The organism is Pseudoalteromonas sp. CNAT2-18.1, from assembly GCF_022347865.1.
In the GTDB taxonomy this organism is placed as follows: domain Bacteria; phylum Pseudomonadota; class Gammaproteobacteria; order Enterobacterales; family Alteromonadaceae; genus Pseudoalteromonas; species Pseudoalteromonas ruthenica.
Genome location: NZ_JAKRFR010000002.1, coordinates 373,353 through 389,940, shown reverse-complemented (window position 1 = coordinate 389,940; position 16,588 = coordinate 373,353). Strand labels below are relative to the sequence as shown.

General features: G+C 49.1%; 16 protein-coding genes. 13 read left to right on the top strand and 3 right to left on the bottom strand.

The window, feature by feature from the left end:
* Positions 1–75 precede the first annotated feature (75 nt).
* The 5 genes from bioB (at position 76) to htpX (ending at position 4,696) form a co-directional block, all read left to right on the top strand.
* The gene (gene bioB / locus MHM94_RS05160) at positions 76–1,119 is read left to right on the top strand and encodes a biotin synthase BioB (RefSeq protein ID WP_045978317.1); all 1,044 of its coding nucleotides are present in this window, start codon (positions 76–78) and stop codon (positions 1,117–1,119) included.
* On the top strand, positions 1,119–2,240 hold the full coding sequence (locus tag MHM94_RS05155; RefSeq protein ID WP_151172685.1) for an 8-amino-7-oxononanoate synthase: 1,122 nt from the start codon (positions 1,119–1,121) through the stop codon (positions 2,238–2,240). Before bioB ends, MHM94_RS05155 begins: the two co-directional genes overlap by 1 nt.
* Complete coding sequence (locus tag MHM94_RS05150; protein ID WP_235418978.1) at positions 2,237–2,992, top strand: methyltransferase domain-containing protein; 756 nt, start codon at positions 2,237–2,239, stop codon at positions 2,990–2,992. Before MHM94_RS05155 ends, MHM94_RS05150 begins: the two co-directional genes overlap by 4 nt.
* A complete protein-coding gene (bioD, locus tag MHM94_RS05145) occupies positions 2,989–3,669 on the top strand; it encodes a dethiobiotin synthase (RefSeq protein WP_235418979.1) in 681 nt (226 codons plus the stop codon). The genes MHM94_RS05150 and bioD overlap by 4 nt, the downstream gene beginning before the upstream one ends.
* 157 nt (positions 3,670–3,826) lie before the next feature.
* On the top strand, positions 3,827–4,696 hold the full coding sequence (gene htpX, locus MHM94_RS05140; protein WP_022946584.1) for a protease HtpX: 870 nt from the start codon (positions 3,827–3,829) through the stop codon (positions 4,694–4,696).
* Positions 4,697–4,759: 63 nt separating this feature from the next.
* Here htpX and MHM94_RS05135 read toward each other — a convergent pair whose 3' ends face one another.
* On the bottom strand, positions 4,760–4,963 hold the full coding sequence (locus MHM94_RS05135) for a hypothetical protein (RefSeq protein ID WP_022946585.1): 204 nt from the start codon (positions 4,961–4,963) through the stop codon (positions 4,760–4,762).
* Positions 4,964–5,048: 85 nt separating this feature from the next.
* Here MHM94_RS05135 and MHM94_RS05130 point away from each other — a divergent pair, with 85 nt between their 5' ends.
* Complete coding sequence (locus tag MHM94_RS05130) at positions 5,049–5,567, top strand: GNAT family N-acetyltransferase (protein WP_268837975.1); 519 nt, start codon at positions 5,049–5,051, stop codon at positions 5,565–5,567.
* A gap of 6 nt (positions 5,568–5,573) precedes the next feature.
* Here MHM94_RS05130 and MHM94_RS05125 read toward each other — a convergent pair whose 3' ends face one another.
* Positions 5,574–6,110: a TetR/AcrR family transcriptional regulator gene (locus tag MHM94_RS05125; RefSeq protein ID WP_235418981.1), complete on the bottom strand. Its 537-nt coding sequence runs from the start codon at positions 6,108–6,110 to the stop codon at positions 5,574–5,576.
* Between the two features lie 82 nt (positions 6,111–6,192).
* Between MHM94_RS05125 and MHM94_RS05120 the strand changes: the two genes are divergently transcribed.
* The 5 genes from MHM94_RS05120 (at position 6,193) to MHM94_RS05100 (ending at position 12,227) form a co-directional block, all read left to right on the top strand.
* Positions 6,193–6,381 (top strand): hypothetical protein, encoded by a 189-nt coding sequence (locus MHM94_RS05120; protein WP_235418982.1) that lies wholly within the window; start codon positions 6,193–6,195, stop codon positions 6,379–6,381.
* A gap of 173 nt (positions 6,382–6,554) precedes the next feature.
* Positions 6,555–7,037 (top strand): 5-(carboxyamino)imidazole ribonucleotide mutase, encoded by a 483-nt coding sequence (gene purE, locus MHM94_RS05115; protein WP_022946589.1) that lies wholly within the window; start codon positions 6,555–6,557, stop codon positions 7,035–7,037.
* Between the two features lie 11 nt (positions 7,038–7,048).
* Entirely contained in the window at positions 7,049–8,188 is a 1,140-nt protein-coding gene (locus MHM94_RS05110) for a 5-(carboxyamino)imidazole ribonucleotide synthase (protein WP_045978314.1), read from the top strand.
* A 159-nt stretch (positions 8,189–8,347) separates the two neighbouring features.
* Positions 8,348–9,541, top strand: coding sequence for an endonuclease/exonuclease/phosphatase family protein (locus MHM94_RS05105; protein ID WP_052698113.1), 1,194 nt, complete (start codon positions 8,348–8,350; stop codon positions 9,539–9,541).
* A 199-nt stretch (positions 9,542–9,740) separates the two neighbouring features.
* Positions 9,741–12,227, top strand: a complete 2,487-nt coding sequence (locus MHM94_RS05100) for a prolyl oligopeptidase family serine peptidase (RefSeq protein WP_235418983.1) — start codon at positions 9,741–9,743, stop codon at positions 12,225–12,227.
* Positions 12,228–12,247: 20 nt separating this feature from the next.
* Here MHM94_RS05100 and rrtA read toward each other — a convergent pair whose 3' ends face one another.
* Positions 12,248–12,802 carry a rhombosortase gene (gene rrtA, locus MHM94_RS05095; protein WP_235418984.1) on the bottom strand — a complete coding sequence of 185 codons (555 nt, stop codon included), beginning with the start codon at positions 12,800–12,802 and terminating at the stop codon, positions 12,248–12,250.
* 125 nt (positions 12,803–12,927) lie between these two features.
* Here rrtA and ggt point away from each other — a divergent pair, with 125 nt between their 5' ends.
* Both ggt and MHM94_RS05085 read left to right on the top strand, forming a co-directional pair.
* Entirely contained in the window at positions 12,928–14,685 is a 1,758-nt protein-coding gene (gene ggt / locus MHM94_RS05090; RefSeq protein ID WP_235418985.1) for a gamma-glutamyltransferase, read from the top strand.
* 184 nt (positions 14,686–14,869) lie between these two features.
* Positions 14,870–16,588 (top strand): NAD-dependent malic enzyme, encoded by a 1,719-nt coding sequence (locus tag MHM94_RS05085; RefSeq protein ID WP_022946595.1) that lies wholly within the window; start codon positions 14,870–14,872, stop codon positions 16,586–16,588.

The window sequence follows — 16,588 nt, the reverse complement described above, 5'->3', positions numbered from 1 at the left end:
CAGCGTTGACAATACTAAGGCAACTCGTAGACTGATACAAAATTAAATTCTACCGTCGATAATAAAGAGAACTCTATGGAACAGGCCGAAATCCGTCATAACTGGACGCACGAACAAGTTAAAGCCCTTTTTGACATGCCATTTAATGATTTGCTGTTCAAAGCGGCAAGCATTCACCGTCAACACTTTAACCCCAACGAAGTGCAAATTTCGACTTTATTATCGATTAAAACCGGCGCCTGCCCAGAAGATTGTAAATATTGTCCTCAGTCAGGGCACTACAAAACCGACCTCGAGCGTGAACGCTTGATGGAAGTAGAAAAAGTGGTTGAGCAGGCCAGGGCCGCCAAGTCAAAAGGTGCGACCCGTTTTTGCATGGGTGCAGCATGGTCAGACCCTAAAGACCGCGACATGCCTTACATTGAGCGCATGGTCCGAGAAGTAAAAGAGCTGGGTTTAGAAACCTGTATGACACTGGGCAAGCTCGATAACGATAAAGCCAAGCAGCTGCGCGGGGCGGGGTTAGACTACTATAACCATAACCTCGATACTTCTCCTGAATACTATGAGCAGATTATCACCACGCGCACTTACCAAGACCGTTTAGACACACTGGATCATGTGCGTGATGCCGGCATGAAGGTATGCTCCGGTGGCATTATCGGTATGGGAGAGCAGGCTTCTGATCGCTACGGCCTATTGATCCAGCTGGCAAACTTGCCTAAGCAACCAGAAAGTGTGCCGATTAATATGCTGGTTAAGGTCAAGGGCACGCCTTTAGAAAACGTCGATGATTTAGACCAGTTCGAATTCATTCGCACTATTGCTGTGGCGCGTATCATGATGCCGAAAAGCTACGTGCGTTTATCAGCAGGGCGCACGGCAATGAATGAGCAGATGCAAAGCATGTGTTTCTTTGCCGGAGCAAATTCCATCTTCTATGGTGATAAACTGCTGACCACCGACAACCCTGAAGCCGATGCCGATATGAACCTTATTCGCAAACTGGGGATGCGCCCAGAGCAGGCTCAGGATTACTCAGACGAGGCCTATGAAGCGTCATTGAGCTCAGCTATCGCTGATAAGAAAACCTCAGAGCTGTTTTACGAAGCAACCTAATGGCGTTTGAATACATTGATAATGTGCTCGAGGGTGCCAAAGAGCAGCACTTACTGCGCCAGCGCGTGGTAGTCGATGACATTTGTGCGCGCACCTTGGCCGTGGATGGTCGACGCTATTTAAATTTTGCGTCCAATGACTATCTTGCTTTAGGCGATCGGCCGCTGCCGCCATTGAAAGGGCGCAGTGGCGGGCATAGTTCGCCGTTGGTTACTGGGTACAGTCGTGAGCAAGCAGAGCTGGAGCAACGTTTTTGCGCACTTTATGGCTTTGAGTCAGCGCTGCTGTTTGCCAGCGGTTTCAGTGCTAATGCCAGTGTGCTGAAAGCCTTGTTTGCTCAAGCCCGGGAAGGCTTGATTGTGCAAGACAAACTGAATCATGCCAGTTTAGTCGATGGCGGCCTTGCGGCAAACGCACAGATGCAGCGCTTTAATCACAATAATATGGCGCATCTGGATGCGCGCTTGGGTAAATCCAAAGCCCACCATAAACTGGTAGTAAGCGAGGGCGTGTTCTCGATGGATGGGGACTGCGCGCCGCTTGAACAGCTACGCAGTCAGTGTGAGAAGCACCGGGCCTGGTTAATGCTTGATGATGCCCATGGGTTTGGGGTGCTCGGTGGAGGCAAAGGCAGCGCTGCGGTGCTTAAGCCTGATATTTTAGTGCTCACCTTTGGTAAAGCGCTGGCTGCCAACGGGGCTATCGTACTAGCTAGCAACAAAGTCATCGATTTGCTGCTGCAAAGTAATCGCGATTACACCTATTCCACGGCACTGTCCGCTTTGCAATGTGAGGTGATTGACGAGCGACTGACGCAGTTGTTGGCGGCCGACGCCGAGCGCCAACATTTATCTGCACTGATTGATTACTTTAAAAGCCAATGTGCGGCGGCTCATTTAGCACTGATGCCCTCAGATACACCGATACAGCCGTTGATCGTCGGCGATAGTGAATCAGCGTTGATGATGCAAAATCAACTTCGTGAAAAAGGCATATGGCTTAGTGCCATACGACCGCCCACTGTGGCCCACAATACTGCGCGTTTGCGTATCACCTTAACGGCGGCTCATACTGAGCAAGATATCGACACCTTAGTCAGCGCCTTGGAGCAATGCCGATGAGTGCGGCATTAAAACTTACTACCCAGCGGCAATTCTCCAAAGCGGCAACGAATTATCAGCAGCATGCGCGAGTGCAAGCCGCGAGCAGTACTGTTTTGTTAGACCACATTGGCGCCAGACATTTGGGTGTATGTTTAGACTTAGGCGCGGGTCCCGGCGTGAATAGCCATGCGCTCAGTGTCAGGGCACAGCAGTTAGTGTCCCTTGATTTATCAGAATCCATGCTACAGTGTGCACGAATCTTAGGTGGCGATGATAATCAGGTAGTGTGCGCAGATATGGACACGCTACCAATACACAGTGCAGCGATAGACACCGTCTTTAGTAACTTTGCGATGCAATGGTCTGCTGATTTAGCTGCCTTACTTTGCGAGTTACACCGTATTTTAACGGCGAATGGGCGGGCATATATTGCTGTGGTGAGCGAAGGCTCCCTTGAGGAAGTGAAAGCTGCTTTTGCCACGGCAGGGGTGTCAGCCATTAACCAATTTATACGTGTTGGCGATTTGACCATCGCGGCAAAGCAAGCTGGGTTTAAGGTGCAATGGCAGCATCAAGCAAAGCTATTTGATCGTTTTGACAGTGCTAAACAGGCGTTAAAAAGTTTATCGGCTATTGGTGCCAATAGCTGTGAGCATGGCCACCGTCACTTATCGAAAAATCAGTATATGCAGATTCTCAACCATTTACAGGGATCGCAGCCGGGCGTGGAGTTAAGCTACAGCGTCGCATTTTTGGAGCTCATTAAATGAAACAATTTTTTGTTACCGCAACCGATACCGATGCAGGTAAAACCCATGTCACCAGCTTGCTACTGAAACTCGCTGTACAGCATAAAAAGAAGGCGGCCGGGTTTAAGCCCATCGCCGCAGGTGCTGAGGAGGCGTTTGGCCGACTGGTCAATACTGATGCACTGACACTCATCGAAAGCGGCAACATCAATGTGCTCTATGAGCAAGTAAATCCGTTTATTTTTGCGCCACCGATTGCACCTCATATTGCCGCTGCGCAGCAAGGTGAACACATTAGCGTTAGCAAGTTACGCAGCGCGTACGACGAGTTTAAAAGTTGCGGTGCTGATATCCTCATTACCGAAGGCGCCGGAGGTTGGCTATTACCCATTAATGACACGGAGCTGTTAAGTGATTGGGTGCTTGCTGAGCAACTGCCAGTCATTTTAGTGGTGGGTATGAAACTCGGTTGCCTCAACCATGCATTGTTAACGATGGAAGTGCTGGCGCATCAAGGTGTACACGTCGCTGGGTGGATAGCCAACCAAGTGGATCCACAGATGCAGGAATACGATGCCAATTTAGCCACCTTGAAAGCAAGGCTGCCAGCCCCATTTCTCGGAGAAAGCCCTTATACCGAGCACACATCAAAGCTAAAAATCCACCGCGCTCTTATGGAGCTATTCGAGTTAGGTTAAGGTTACAGTTGCTTACAAATCCGTTTGCCGAAATAACTTGATACCGTAAACATCTGCCTATATATATTGAGCATAACGCGTCGATAGGGTGACGCTATCCATTATGGATCACTCGATGATCCCTAATGAATAATCTTACCCGTTGGAGAAATGTAGTATGAAACGTGTTGTGCTCTTTTTATTGACCAACCTTGCCGTTATGTTAGTGCTAGGTGTGGTGTTATCTATCGTATTCTCGGTGCTGGGGATATCAAGTCGCAGTATGGGGGGGATCCTCATCATCGCCGCTGTGTTTGGTTTTGGTGGCTCCTTTATCTCATTGTTGATGTCTAAGTGGATAGCTAAACGCTCTACTGGCGCATATGTTATTGAGCAGCCGCGCTCCGGTACCGAGCAGTGGCTGGTAAACACGGTTGCCGAGCAAGCGCGTCAACGTGGTATCAACATGCCAGAGGTCGCTATTTACGACAGCCCAGAAATCAATGCTTTTGCTACTGGACCATCGAAAAACAACGCGTTAGTCGCGGTAAGCAGTGGCTTGCTTCACAACATGAGCCAAGAAGAAGCCGAAGCGGTACTCGCTCATGAAGTCTCTCATGTGGCCAATGGCGACATGGTGACATTGACGTTGATTCAAGGAGTCGTGAATACCTTCGTTATCTTCTTTGCTAAGGTATTGGCTGGCATCGTTGATAATTTCCTCAATGGCGATGAGGAGCAAAGTGGCCCCAGCTGGACCTATTTTATCTTCGACATGGTGTTTCAGGTGTTATTTGGCATACTCGCTTCCGTGGTCGTTGCTTACTTCAGCCGCAAACGTGAATTTGCCGCAGACAGAGGCGCAGCCGAGTTAGTGGGCGCACATAAAATGCGTGCCGCACTAGAGCGCTTAAAAGGCAACCATGAGTCACAGCTGGAAGGCTCAATGATGGCCTTTGGTATCGCACCAGGGCGCTCTATTGGTGAGCTATTTGCTTCACACCCGCCATTGGATGCGCGAATTCATGCACTGTCAACACAAAGCTAACGGCTGTTGTGGAACTAAAAAAAGCGCACTTAGGAGTGCGCTTTTTTGTTTTCAGTAAAGCAATTACGCGCTTTGTTGCTGGCGTTGCTGCTGGTTGGGGATCAACTCTTCAACCACCTCTTTGGCGCTTAGGGTGTAGCGCACGCCATCAAACATCACCGAGACGAACTCCTCAATGCCAGTGATCCCTGTTAACGTCCAGCCTTCGCCGCGTTTAGGGCAGTACACCGTGGTAGTAGGAGGAACCATAATAAAATCATCAGCCATGAGTGTTTTTAACTTCTAGTGCTTGCTCTTGAGCATAGTTTAAGGCAATAATTCGCTAACTCAAGCCCGATATACTCTTACTGCTATGAATCGCTGCCCATCTCGCGGGCTTAGTTTACGTCCCATAGGCCACAAAGATGCGCCGGCAATGTTTGCTATTCTCTCGCAGCCTTTGGTTTTTCGCTTTAATGATTATTTACCACCGAAAACTAAAACTGAGGTGCGTAGTATGATTCAAGCGGACATCGAACTACTTCTAAAAGGGCAAGGCGTGCGCTTTGCTATCATTCACCAGCACCAGGTCATTGGTAGCTGCGGCTTATATAATATCGCCCAAGGTTGCGCGGAGCTCGGCTTTGAACTTCATCCTCAGCATTGGGGTAAAGGTTATATGCAAGCAGCAATAGCTTTGCTATTAGCCGAATACGGCCGCTATATTGATAAGCCGCTCACGCGTATCCAAGCACGAGTGATGGTCGAAAATCACCGCAGTATTAACACGCTTACCCGTGCAGGCTTCAAACCAAGTAGCGCGCAACTCTATAGTTTAGCGTTACCGGCCTGTACACTCGATGTTGCCGAGCAACTCAATCAAGCAAGTTAATCCTGATTAGAGTAGGGCGAGCTTGGCACTTAGGCGACGCACCATAGCATTAGCGTTAGGGTCTGGCTGATTTAAACCTTCTATCAAAGTCATAAAGTAACAGTCCATCATGGCTGCGGCGCGCACCTCGTCATACTGGGGAGCCGATGCAAATAACAATGCTTTAAATTGCTGTATTTGTTCATCGAAAAACTGTCCTTGCCAAATCAAACTCTGTAGTAGGGTCTTACTGAATTCCACATGCTGCAAATAAAACGCATACAGGTGCGTGGCATAGTGGCGCATTTTCAGTTTTGGCTGCTGATGGTTATCACTGCGTTGGGCATCAGCGATGACGTTATCAATCTGCGCAATCATTAACACCTTGAGCAACTCATCTTTATTCGCAAAATGGCTAAACAAGGTGCCATTTGCTATCCCTGCAGCCTTGGCAATATCACGTGTTGACGTGCTCTCAAACCCTTTGGCAATAAACAGCTCCCATGCGGTTTGGCATATCCGTGTTCGTGTTTGCAGTTTTTTAGGCGTTAATTGGTTACTCAAAACAAACCCTTTTGCTTGATATTGAGCGCGCTCAATTATTATAATGAGCGCGCTCATTTTTATAAGTTAATGGAAAACTACAATGGAATCAGTCGTTAATATAGTATCACGGATAATCGGTTATGTGTTGTTTGTGCCCTTTATATGCTTTTACAGCTATGTGTTAGGGCCGGTGCTAAAGGCGGTGCTCATCCCCGGAGGGGTGGTGGTTTTGGCATTGATAATGGGACCTGCTAAGGCATGGCGAGTTTGGATAGCAGCGAATGGATAACTTTGTTCATTGCCTCTAGCAACAAAACTTAGCCATGCTTTTTATCGGGCTTTTTAGTATAATGCGCGACAATTTTTGCGGTGAAAGAGAATCACTGCGGCGCTAACCCCCTTTGATGCTTGGTCATCATACGGCGTAATTTACATTTATATCGTTCATACTGAGGAGTGGCAATGAAAGTAGGAATTATTATGGGCTCAAAGTCAGACTGGCCCACCATGCAACATGCGGCGGACATGCTGGATAAATTCGGTGTCGAGTATGAAACCAAAGTGGTTTCTGCGCATCGCACTCCTCAACTTTTAGCTGATTATGCCAGCTCAGCTGCTGAGCGTGGTATTAAAGTGATCATCGCCGGTGCTGGCGGGGCTGCGCATTTACCGGGTATGGCGGCCGCTTTTACCTCGCTACCGGTATTGGGCGTGCCAGTAAAATCGAAAGCGCTCAATGGTGTTGACTCGTTATTATCAATCTGCCAAATGCCAAAAGGTGTGGCGGTAGGTACTTTGGCTATTGGTGATGCCGGTGCCGCTAATGCGGGACTGTTGGCAGCGCAAATCTTGGGCTGTCAGCAACCAGAGCTACTGGCGAAAATTGACCAATTTCGTGCCGAGCAGACAGAGACTGTTTTAGCTAACCCTAACCCAGCTGAATAAGCGAGTTGTATATGCAAATGTTAGTTCTGGGCGCGGGCCAACTAGCGCGTATGATGGCGCTTGTGGCAGCGCCGCTGGATATCCATATTCGTGCTTATGACGTGGCTAGCAAACAAGTGGTGCACCCGGTAACCGGTGAGCACTATACGCAAACGTTAGAGCAAGCAATCGCCAGTAGCGACCGTATTACTGCTGAGTTTGAGCATATTCCCAGCGATGTGCTTGCGGCCTGTGAGCAAAGCGGCAAATTCTTCCCCGGTAAAAAAGCAATTGAATGCGGCGGCGATCGCGCCAAAGAGAAGGCGCTGCTCGATAATGCTGGCGTACCGAGTGCTCCGTATATTTTAGTGAGTGAACGTACTCACCTTGAGCAAGCGGTGAATGAACTGGGTTTACCTTTGGTGATCAAAACTTGTCAGGCTGGGTACGACGGCAAAGGCCAATGGCGCTTAAAAAGCATCGACCAGACTGATGAAATCTGGCAAGAAATGCAGGCATTTTTAGATAAAGATGCGTCGCATCGCATTATTTGTGAAAAGATGATTGCGTTTGACCGTGAAGTTTCAGTGATAGGTGCGCGCGATGCACAAGGGAATGTAAAAGTATACCCGGTCACCGAAAATGAACACACTGACGGGGTGTTGACGCTGTCGGTAGCAGGCATCGTCAGCCAAGACATGCAATCTCAGGCGGTTGATGCCTACAGCAAAATAGCCAATGCGCTGGATTATGTTGGCGTACTTGCTATCGAGTTTTTCGATGTTGACGGTGAATTGCTAGTCAATGAGATTGCGCCGCGTGTTCACAACTCGGGTCATTGGACACAGCAAGGCGCTTATTGTTGCCAGTTCGAGAACCATGTGCGTGCTGTTGCCGGTTTGCCTTTGGGCTGTACTTATCTATTGCAGCCGAGTGCGATGATTAACGTTTTGGGTCAGCCAGCAATCCCGGCAGAGGTATTGGCCACCACTGGCGTTCGCAGTCACTGGTATGGTAAAGCGGTAAAACCAGGGCGAAAAATGGGTCATATCAATGTCAGTGCGAATACCTTGCATGAGCTTGGGGAGCGTCTCGGTGAATTGCATGAGCACCTCAGCGAGCAGGATTATCCTGGTATTGAAGCACGAGCCCATCAGTTAATTCTCAACTAGCACCTGTGGTTGCGCAGTACCGCTAGCAACCAACAAGACTATTTTAGCGAATAAACCGAGCCTTGAAGCTCGGTTTTTTTCATCCCAAACGCTGACACAATGTCATTAACAGCTGCTAGTATGGCGTTTTCATTTTGCTTATATAAGAGAAAACCCTAAATGACCTTGTGCAAACGTTTTGGCCTTATTGGCTCCTTGTGTCTGTTCGTTGCGGCCTGTGCGCAACCTCATTCGTCTGTGCCAACAACGCTGCGTATCGCGACCTTTAACGTTAGTATGGATGGCTCGAACTACGTTACTAATCCCAGTGAGCTAAGTGAATCGCCTTTACCTGCCTTGCTAGCCCAAGGGCAACACCCACAAATTCACAATATCGCGCATATTATTCAACGGGTGCGTCCTGATGTGATATTACTCAATGAATTCGACTATAACGAGGATTGGCGCGAACAAGTCGATGCTTTTCAACGCCACTATCTAGGCAAGGATCATGGCAGTGTAAAAGCCATTCACTACCCCTACAGCTATAGTGCGCCCGTTAATACCGGTGTTGCCAGCGACTACGACTTTGACGGCAATGGTGAGCTCTCTGGCAATGGCGGGGATGCTTATGGCTTTGGTTTCTACCCTGGCCAATACGGGATGGTGATCTTAAGCCGCTATCCCATTGACCATGAGCGCGTGCGCACGTTTGCACAATTGAAATGGGCGCAACAACCGCAGGCGCAGATGCCCATGCTTGATGGCAATGCTTTTTATGATAACCGTACATGGCAAGCTGCGCGCTTAAGCTCAAAGTCATTCTGGGATGTGCCTATCAGCGTTGATGGTAAACGTGTGCATCTGTTGGCATCTCATCCTACACCACCGGTATTCGATGGTCCGGAAGATAGAAACGGTCTGCGCAATAAAGCTGAGATTAAACTAATCGCCGATTATTTAGATAATCAAAGCGATTATTTGGTGGATGACCAAGGCCGCCAAGGAGGCCTCGATGACAACAGCCGATTTGTTATCTTGGGAGATTTGAACGCTGCACCGCAAGGCGATAAAGCGCGTCCTGAGGCCATTAATCAAGTGTTAGCTCATGATAAAGTGGATGCCAGTATGGTGCCCGAGAGCACCGGAGGAGCAGGGGTGGAAGAGCAAGCTTATGCGCGTTATTACACCGCAAGCTGGCGTGCTAGAGCTGATTATGTGTTGCCATCAAAGTTCGGTTTTGAGCCTATCTCGGCAGGTGTATATTGGCCGACGGAGCAAAACCCGGCACAATATAAATTAATTAGTGATAGAAAAGCCTCGTCAGATCATCGTCTTGTGTGGATGGACCTAAAATTAATAAAAAAACAGTGAACCATTTAGCCGCTTAGTACTCTATATATATGTGAAGCAGGTCCCGTACTTGTTTCGTTATTGCTAGCGCAGAGTTTTGGTCAGCATCCCTTGCTGACCTTTTTTTTGTCTAAGTAAACTGCCGTTGGTCTTAAAACACTGTCTTTGCTTGTAAGTTTTTGCTTAAATCAGGGCACCGTGTATTTAGTTGAAGACAATCATGTTCCATAAATCAGTACTGGCGGCGACCATTGCTTCCAGTTTTATCCTCAGCGGCTGTCAAAGCACCGCACAACAAAGCAACACGCAGGTAGAAACGAATCAAACTTCCGCCCCAAGTCAAGTGGAGACACCGGCAAAACCAGGTTCAGTGGCTATTACCTTAGAACAAGCCATGGCTGATCCGGACTGGATAGGTAACCAGCCAGAAGGCGCGTTCTGGCACAGCGATTCAAACACCGTTGTTTATCAGCAAAAACAACAAGGTAATCAACTACGCGACACCTACACACAGGCCGTTGGCGCAGACAGTGCAACCAAAGTAACGCTGGCGCAGCTACACACGTTGGGCGATGACAAGGCCGTATACAGTCAAGATAACCGCTTACAAGCCTATGTATTTAAAGGGGATGTATTTGTTCGTGATACCTCTGCCAACACCTTAGTGCAAATCACCAAAACCTCGGCATTTGAATCTGCGCCGCAGTTTTTAAATGATAACAGCCTAGTATATCGCCGTGGCAACGTGTTTATGCATGTAGACTTAGGCACCGGGCTGCACAGTGAGTTAGCCAACCTTAAGCTTGAAGATAAGCCAATCAAGGTTAATGAGCCGAAAAGCTACATTGCTAAGGAACAACATAAGCTTATTGACTATGTTGCACTGCAGCTAAAAAACCAAAAAGATGCTCTCGAGCGCGACCAGCAGTTAGCGAATGAAAATAGCGCGGTAGTCGATGCCACCATTTACCTAGGCGATAAAAAGCGTTTAGTGGATGCCCAGCTCTCTCCCGATGGCAGTAAGCTTATCGTTGCGCTAACCGATGACAGAAGCTGGCGCGCAGACACCGACATCATGCCTAATTACATTACCCAAGATGCAGGGATAGAATCGGTACCAGCCCGTCGCCGGGTTGCGGATGCCAAGCCACAGGGCACAGAATTGGTGTATATCGACTTGCCAAGCAAAGCAAAAACGACACTGACCTATAATACCTTGCCCGGTTGGAATGAAGATGTGCTTGCCGAGGTGAAGCGTGAAAACTATGCCCGCCAAGGCAAAGAGTATGAAAGCGAAACTAAGCGCCGTGAAATCAATTTAATGATGGATTGGGGCTGGGGTCAAAGTGCCATTCAATGGAACCGCAGTGGCTCACAAGTTGCTGTTATGCTTGAGGCTTGGGATAACAAAGACCGCTGGATAGCGACCGTTGACTTTAAAGGCAAAAAGTTAGTGAACCAACACCGCTTACACGACGATGCTTGGGTTAACTACACCTTTAATGATTTCGGCTGGTTAAACACCAGCGACACCTTGTATTTCTTATCAGAGCAATCCGGTTATAGTCACATCTACACTAAGCCGTTAACGGGTAAAGCAAGTCAGCGTACCAAGGGTCAATTTGAGGTTTCCGATCTGACCTTGAGCGAAAATGACCAATACCTGTACTACAAAGCGAATAAAAAGCACCCAGGTATTTACGAGGTGTATCGCTTAAACCTGGATAGCGGCAACAGCGAGGCGCTAACCAGCCTTGATGGCATGACTGACTATAGTTTGAGTCCTGATGAGCAAAAACTGCTGTTACAGCACTCAAAAATCATGCACCCGCCGGAGCTTTATGTCATGGATGCGGCACCGGGGGCTAAGGTTACGCAGCTAACTCACACCGTATCAGAGCAATTCAAAGCGACTAAGCTGGTGGCTCCGAAAGTGGTTGCCGTACCGTCGAGCCATGGTGAGCAACCGGTGTATGCGAAAGTGTATTATCCCAGCGATTACCAAAGCGATGAAAGCGGTAATACCCGCAAGGCGGTTATTTTCAACCACGGCGCCGGTTATTTGCAAAACTCACACTTTGGCTGGTCCGGTTACTTCCGCGAGTTTATGTTCCACTCGTTGCTTGCCAGCGAAGGCTATGTGGTTATGGATATGGACTACCGCGCCTCGAAAGGGTATGGCCGCGATTGGCGTACTGCCATTTATCGACAAATGGGAACGCCAGAGACGCAAGACTTGGTTGATGGGGTAAAATGGATGCAGGCCAACGCCAATGTTGACGTTGAGCGGGTCGGTACTTACGGCGGCTCATACGGTGGCTTTATGACCTTTATGGCGCTGTTCACCGAGCCTGAGCTGTTCCAAGCAGGAGCGGCGCTGCGCCCTGTGAGCGATTGGGCACATTATAACGCCCCGTATACCTCTAATATTCTCAATCACCCAGATGTTGACCCTATTGCCTACGAGCGCAGCTCGCCTATCTACTTCGCTGAAGGGTTAGAGAAGCCGCTATTGATCAATGCGCCGATGGTTGATGACAACGTGTTCTTCCAAGATGTTGTGCGCCTAGTGCAGCGTTTGATTGAACTGGAGAAAGAGGACTTTGAAACGGCTATCTTCCCAGTTGAACCGCACGGTTTTGTGCAGCCCTCAAGTTGGCTAGATGAATACCGCCGCATTTATAAGCTGTTTGAAGAGAACCTTTAATCGCTAATGAAAAACCCGAGCTAAGCCTCGGGTTTTTTTATGCCTCGCCACTCTAGCAGCGCTAAGCCCAAGCCACACAACAGCCCGAATAGATGAGCCTCAATCGCCACGCGGGAGTCAATTAATGCCTCAACGTCACTACTGGCGCCAACAATTTGCTCGTAAGCCACCTTGGCTATTACGCCTACGATAATTAAATACCCGGTTTTTTCACCGCTGCGAATATCTCTCACCGCACCATAGGCAATCAAGCCGTGCAATGAACCACTTAAGCCGACATATAAAGAGATGTTCGGGCTAAAGCCGTATAAACAGAGGCCAACCCCAAAAGACAAGAGCAGCAAATAAAGCCAATACTTACGGACACTAAAAAAATGGCCATGGAGCGACCACAGCACTAGAGCACCTGCCATGTTCATGCCTAAATGCGGCCAATTGCTATGTAAAAAGTGCCCCGTTAGCAAGCGATACCACTGGCCCTCAGCGATGGCGGGGCGCTGGAAAGACAATGGCCCAGCGGCATCAATTACCATAAGCAGTGTACACAGTGCGATCAGTGGCCAGACAGACAGCATTGCGCGGTGCGAAAAGAGGGTTTTAAACACAGTCATAACTTAACAGTGGTCGTTATTTTTTGCCTATTGTGCCCCTTTGCCTTTAAGATGCCAATTAATTAACCACGACAATAACACTCAGCGCTATGTTACGAACTTATACCCAGATAGCAGCGGCTCTCTCGTTGCTTATCAGCTCTGGCTGCACAGCCACCACGACCACCAATAAACAGGTGCTCGCCGATAGAGAGCCTGAGGCCACCACGGCGGTGGTGACAAAACAACAAGTGAGCGGTGAGCATTACATGGTTGCCGCTGCCAATCCCTATGCGGTGCGCGCCGGTGAAGCGATTTTAGCTGAAGGGGGCAGTGCCATAGACGCAGCCATTGCCGTGCAATTGGTACTGACATTGGTCGAGCCGCAATCGTCCGGTATTGGCGGTGGGGCCTTTATTTTGCACTATGATGCAAAGCAGCGCCGACTCACCACCTATGATGGCCGCGAGCAAGCTCCTAGCAAAGCGACACCGGAGTTATTTGTTGACGGCAATGGCAAGGCCTTACGCTGGATTGATGCGGTGGTTGGCGGGCGCTCAGTGGGGGCTCCTGGGGTCTTGAAGGCGCTGGCCAAAGCCCATGAACGTGATGGCAAATTACCTTGGTCTCGTTTATTTGAGGAGGCCATTACTTTAGCCGAACAAGGGTTTAAGGTGTCACCGCGATTACATAAGCTTTTAGCGCGACGTATTAACCCTGGAGTGGAGAAAATGCCTGCGGCGCGGGCGTATTTCTTTCCCGGTGGTGCGCCTTTGGCCATTGGCACCGTTAAGCAAAACCCCGCCTTGGCATCGCTTTATAAACGCTTGGCCAGCGAGGGAGTGGATGCCTTTTATCATGGCGACAATGCCAAAGCCATTGCCAAAGCAGTACAAACAAGTCCCATCGCCCCAGGTTTACTCACTGAGCAAGACATTAATAACTATGTCGCCAAAGAGCGTGCCCCGGTGTGTGTGGGCTATCATCAATACCGAGTGTGCTCGATGGCACCGCCTAGCAGCGGTGGCATGGCGGTTTTGCAAATCTTGAAACTGCTGGAGGATAAAAACCTCAGCCAATATGCGGTTAATAGCCCCAAAGCGCTGCATTACTTCACCCAAGCGTCGCGCTTAGCCTTCGCTGATCGCGAGGTCTATATGGCCGACCCCGACTACCAACCCGTGCCGACGCAAGCGCTACTCGATAATAGCTACCTTGAAAAACGTGCCTTATTGATGCTTGAGCATGATGCTAAAAAGCAAGCTGGGCACCCGGGCGTGGGGATTGCCTATGGTAAGGACGATGCCTTTGAGCTGCCCAATACCAGCCACATTTCCATTGTTGATAATCAAGGCAACGCCGTGTCGATGACCACCTCCATTGAAATGGCGTTTGGCTCTACCGTGATGGTCAATGGCTATCTGCTCAATAACCAGCTCACCGATTTTGCGCTATCGCCGAAGCGTGATGGCAAATATGTATTAAATCGCGTTGAAGGCGGTAAGCGCCCGCGCAGCTCTATGGCCCCCGTGATGGTATTTAATGAAGATGGTTCTTTGCGTTTAGTGATTGGCTCGCCCGGCGGCAGCCGTATCATTAATTACGTGGCCCATGCATTGGTCGGGGTGTTGGATTGGCAGCTGAGCGCCCAGCAAGCGATCAATCTGCCCCGTATTACTAATCGTAACCATATCACTACCTTAGAGCAGGGCACTGAGCTGGTGGAGCTACAAACGCAGCTCGAGCAATGGGGCCATAAAGTGCGTATTGGCGACCTTAACTCTGGCATTCATGCAGTCGAGGTGAAAGGCGGTAAGCTCTATGGCAGTGCCGATCCACGCCGAGAGGGAATCGCTCTCGGAAAATAAAGGTAATCAAACAGCAGGTATTTGAATGCCTGCTGTTTGTTAACAAAGATTCATTGGTGTGTATCAAAAATGATAATGCGCCAATCAGCGATAAATCAATGGTCTGATAAGCCCAAATGGGTTTGCAATTTGCGCGCTAAGGGCAATAATATCAGGCAATCTCCTTCTGTGCTAAGTAGGCAATATGACAGACAAATCCAACGATAAAACCAATACACACACCGATCCCAATTACTTGTACATTCCTTACGCTGGTCCGACCTTATTAGAAACGCCACTACTAAATAAAGGCAGCGCATTTTCTCAGCGTGAGCGTGAAAGCTTCAACTTGGCAGGCTTACTGCCGCCACGTTTTGAGACCATTGAAGAGCAAGTAGAGCGCTGTTACCAGCAGTACTCTAGCTTCCAAGATAACCTTAATAAGCATATCTACTTGCGCGCCATCCAAGACAATAACGAAACGCTTTACTATCGTTTGGTGCGAGACCACATTGAAGAGATGATGCCGATTATTTACACGCCAACAGTGGGTGATGCGTGTGAGCAGTTCTCAGATATTTATCGTAGCTCGCGCGGTTTGTTTATCTCCTATGAAGACCGCCACAATATTGATGATATTTTGCGAAATGCCACCAAAGGCAAAGTAAAGGTTATCGTTGTGACCGACGGCGAACGTATTCTTGGCCTAGGCGATCAGGGCATTGGTGGCATGGGTATTCCCATTGGTAAGTTGTCGTTGTACACCGCGTGCGGGGGCATCAGCCCGGCCTATACATTGCCGGTGATGCTGGATGTTGGCACAAATAACGAGAAACTGCTGAACGACCCAATGTACATGGGCGCACGCCATCCGCGTATTGGCCAGCAAGAGTATGACGAATTTTTAGAGTTGTTCATCAAAGCGGTGAAACGGCGTTGGCCCAATGTTATGCTGCAATTTGAAGACTTTGCTCAGCCTAACGCGATGCCACTGCTGAAACGCTATCGCGACGAAATTTGTAGCTTTAATGATGATATTCAAGGCACTGCCGCTGTCACTGTGGGCACCTTGCTAGCGGCGTGTCGAGTGAAGGGCACCCGTTTAAGCGACCAAAAGGTGGTGTTTGTTGGGGCTGGCTCCGCAGGATGTGGTATCGCCGAGCAGGTGATCAGCCAAATGGTCTCTGAAGGGATCAGTGAAGAGCAAGCGCGCAGTCAAATCTTTATGGTTGATCGTTTTGGCCTATTGAGCGAGGGCATGCAAGGCCTGCGTGACTTCCAACAGGCGTTGGTACAATCTAATGAAGCGCTCTCGCAGTGGCAGTACAGCGGTGATTATGCCTCTTTGCTTGATGTTATGCATTGTGCTGAGCCAGGCATTATTATCGGCGTATCTGGGCAGCCAGGGCTATTCACCGAGCAGGTGATCCGCGCAATGGCATCAAGCCACGAAAACCCGATTATCTTCCCGCTTTCAAACCCGTCCAAACAGGTTGAAGCGCATCCGAGTGATGTGTTGGCGTGGACACAAGGGCGTGCCATCATCGCCACAGGTAGTCCATTTGGCAGCGTGGAATATGATGGCCAGCAGTATGTTATTCCGCAGTGTAATAACAGTTATATCTTCCCTGGCATTGGCCTTGGTGCAATTGCCATTAAAGCTAAGCGCATTACCGATGAAATGTTGATGGCGGCCAGTGAAACCTTAGCGTCGAGCTCACCCCTTGCCAATGATGGCAAAGGGAGCCTACTGCCGCCACTGACTGAGATTGAATCGCTATCTAAACGTATCGCCTTTGCTGTGGCTAAAGTCGCCATCGCCCAAGGTGAAGCGTTGGAATTTAGCGATGAGGATATTATCAAGGCCATCGATAATAATTATTGGCACCCTGAGTATCGTAACTACAAGCGAGTCAGCATCTAG

Bases quoted from the DNA above. Each gene is read 5' to 3' on its own strand.
- bioB (WP_045978317.1), top strand. From the start codon at position 76: ATGGAACAGGCCGAAATCCGTCATAACTGGACGCACGAACAAGTTAAA.
- MHM94_RS05155 (WP_151172685.1), top strand. From the start codon at position 1,119: ATGGCGTTTGAATACATTGATAATGTGCTCGAGGGTGCCAAAGAGCAG.
- MHM94_RS05150 (WP_235418978.1), top strand. From the start codon at position 2,237: ATGAGTGCGGCATTAAAACTTACTACCCAGCGGCAATTCTCCAAAGCG.
- bioD (WP_235418979.1), top strand. From the start codon at position 2,989: ATGAAACAATTTTTTGTTACCGCAACCGATACCGATGCAGGTAAAACC.
- htpX (WP_022946584.1), top strand. From the start codon at position 3,827: ATGAAACGTGTTGTGCTCTTTTTATTGACCAACCTTGCCGTTATGTTA.
- MHM94_RS05135 (WP_022946585.1), bottom strand. From the start codon at position 4,963: ATGGCTGATGATTTTATTATGGTTCCTCCTACTACCACGGTGTACTGC.
- MHM94_RS05130 (WP_268837975.1), top strand. From the start codon at position 5,049: ATGAATCGCTGCCCATCTCGCGGGCTTAGTTTACGTCCCATAGGCCAC.
- MHM94_RS05120 (WP_235418982.1), top strand. From the start codon at position 6,193: ATGGAATCAGTCGTTAATATAGTATCACGGATAATCGGTTATGTGTTG.
- purE (WP_022946589.1), top strand. From the start codon at position 6,555: ATGAAAGTAGGAATTATTATGGGCTCAAAGTCAGACTGGCCCACCATG.
- MHM94_RS05110 (WP_045978314.1), top strand. From the start codon at position 7,049: ATGCAAATGTTAGTTCTGGGCGCGGGCCAACTAGCGCGTATGATGGCG.
- MHM94_RS05105 (WP_052698113.1), top strand. From the start codon at position 8,348: ATGACCTTGTGCAAACGTTTTGGCCTTATTGGCTCCTTGTGTCTGTTC.
- MHM94_RS05100 (WP_235418983.1), top strand. From the start codon at position 9,741: ATGTTCCATAAATCAGTACTGGCGGCGACCATTGCTTCCAGTTTTATC.
- rrtA (WP_235418984.1), bottom strand. From the start codon at position 12,802: ATGCTGTCTGTCTGGCCACTGATCGCACTGTGTACACTGCTTATGGTA.
- ggt (WP_235418985.1), top strand. From the start codon at position 12,928: ATGTTACGAACTTATACCCAGATAGCAGCGGCTCTCTCGTTGCTTATC.
- MHM94_RS05085 (WP_022946595.1), top strand. From the start codon at position 14,870: ATGACAGACAAATCCAACGATAAAACCAATACACACACCGATCCCAAT.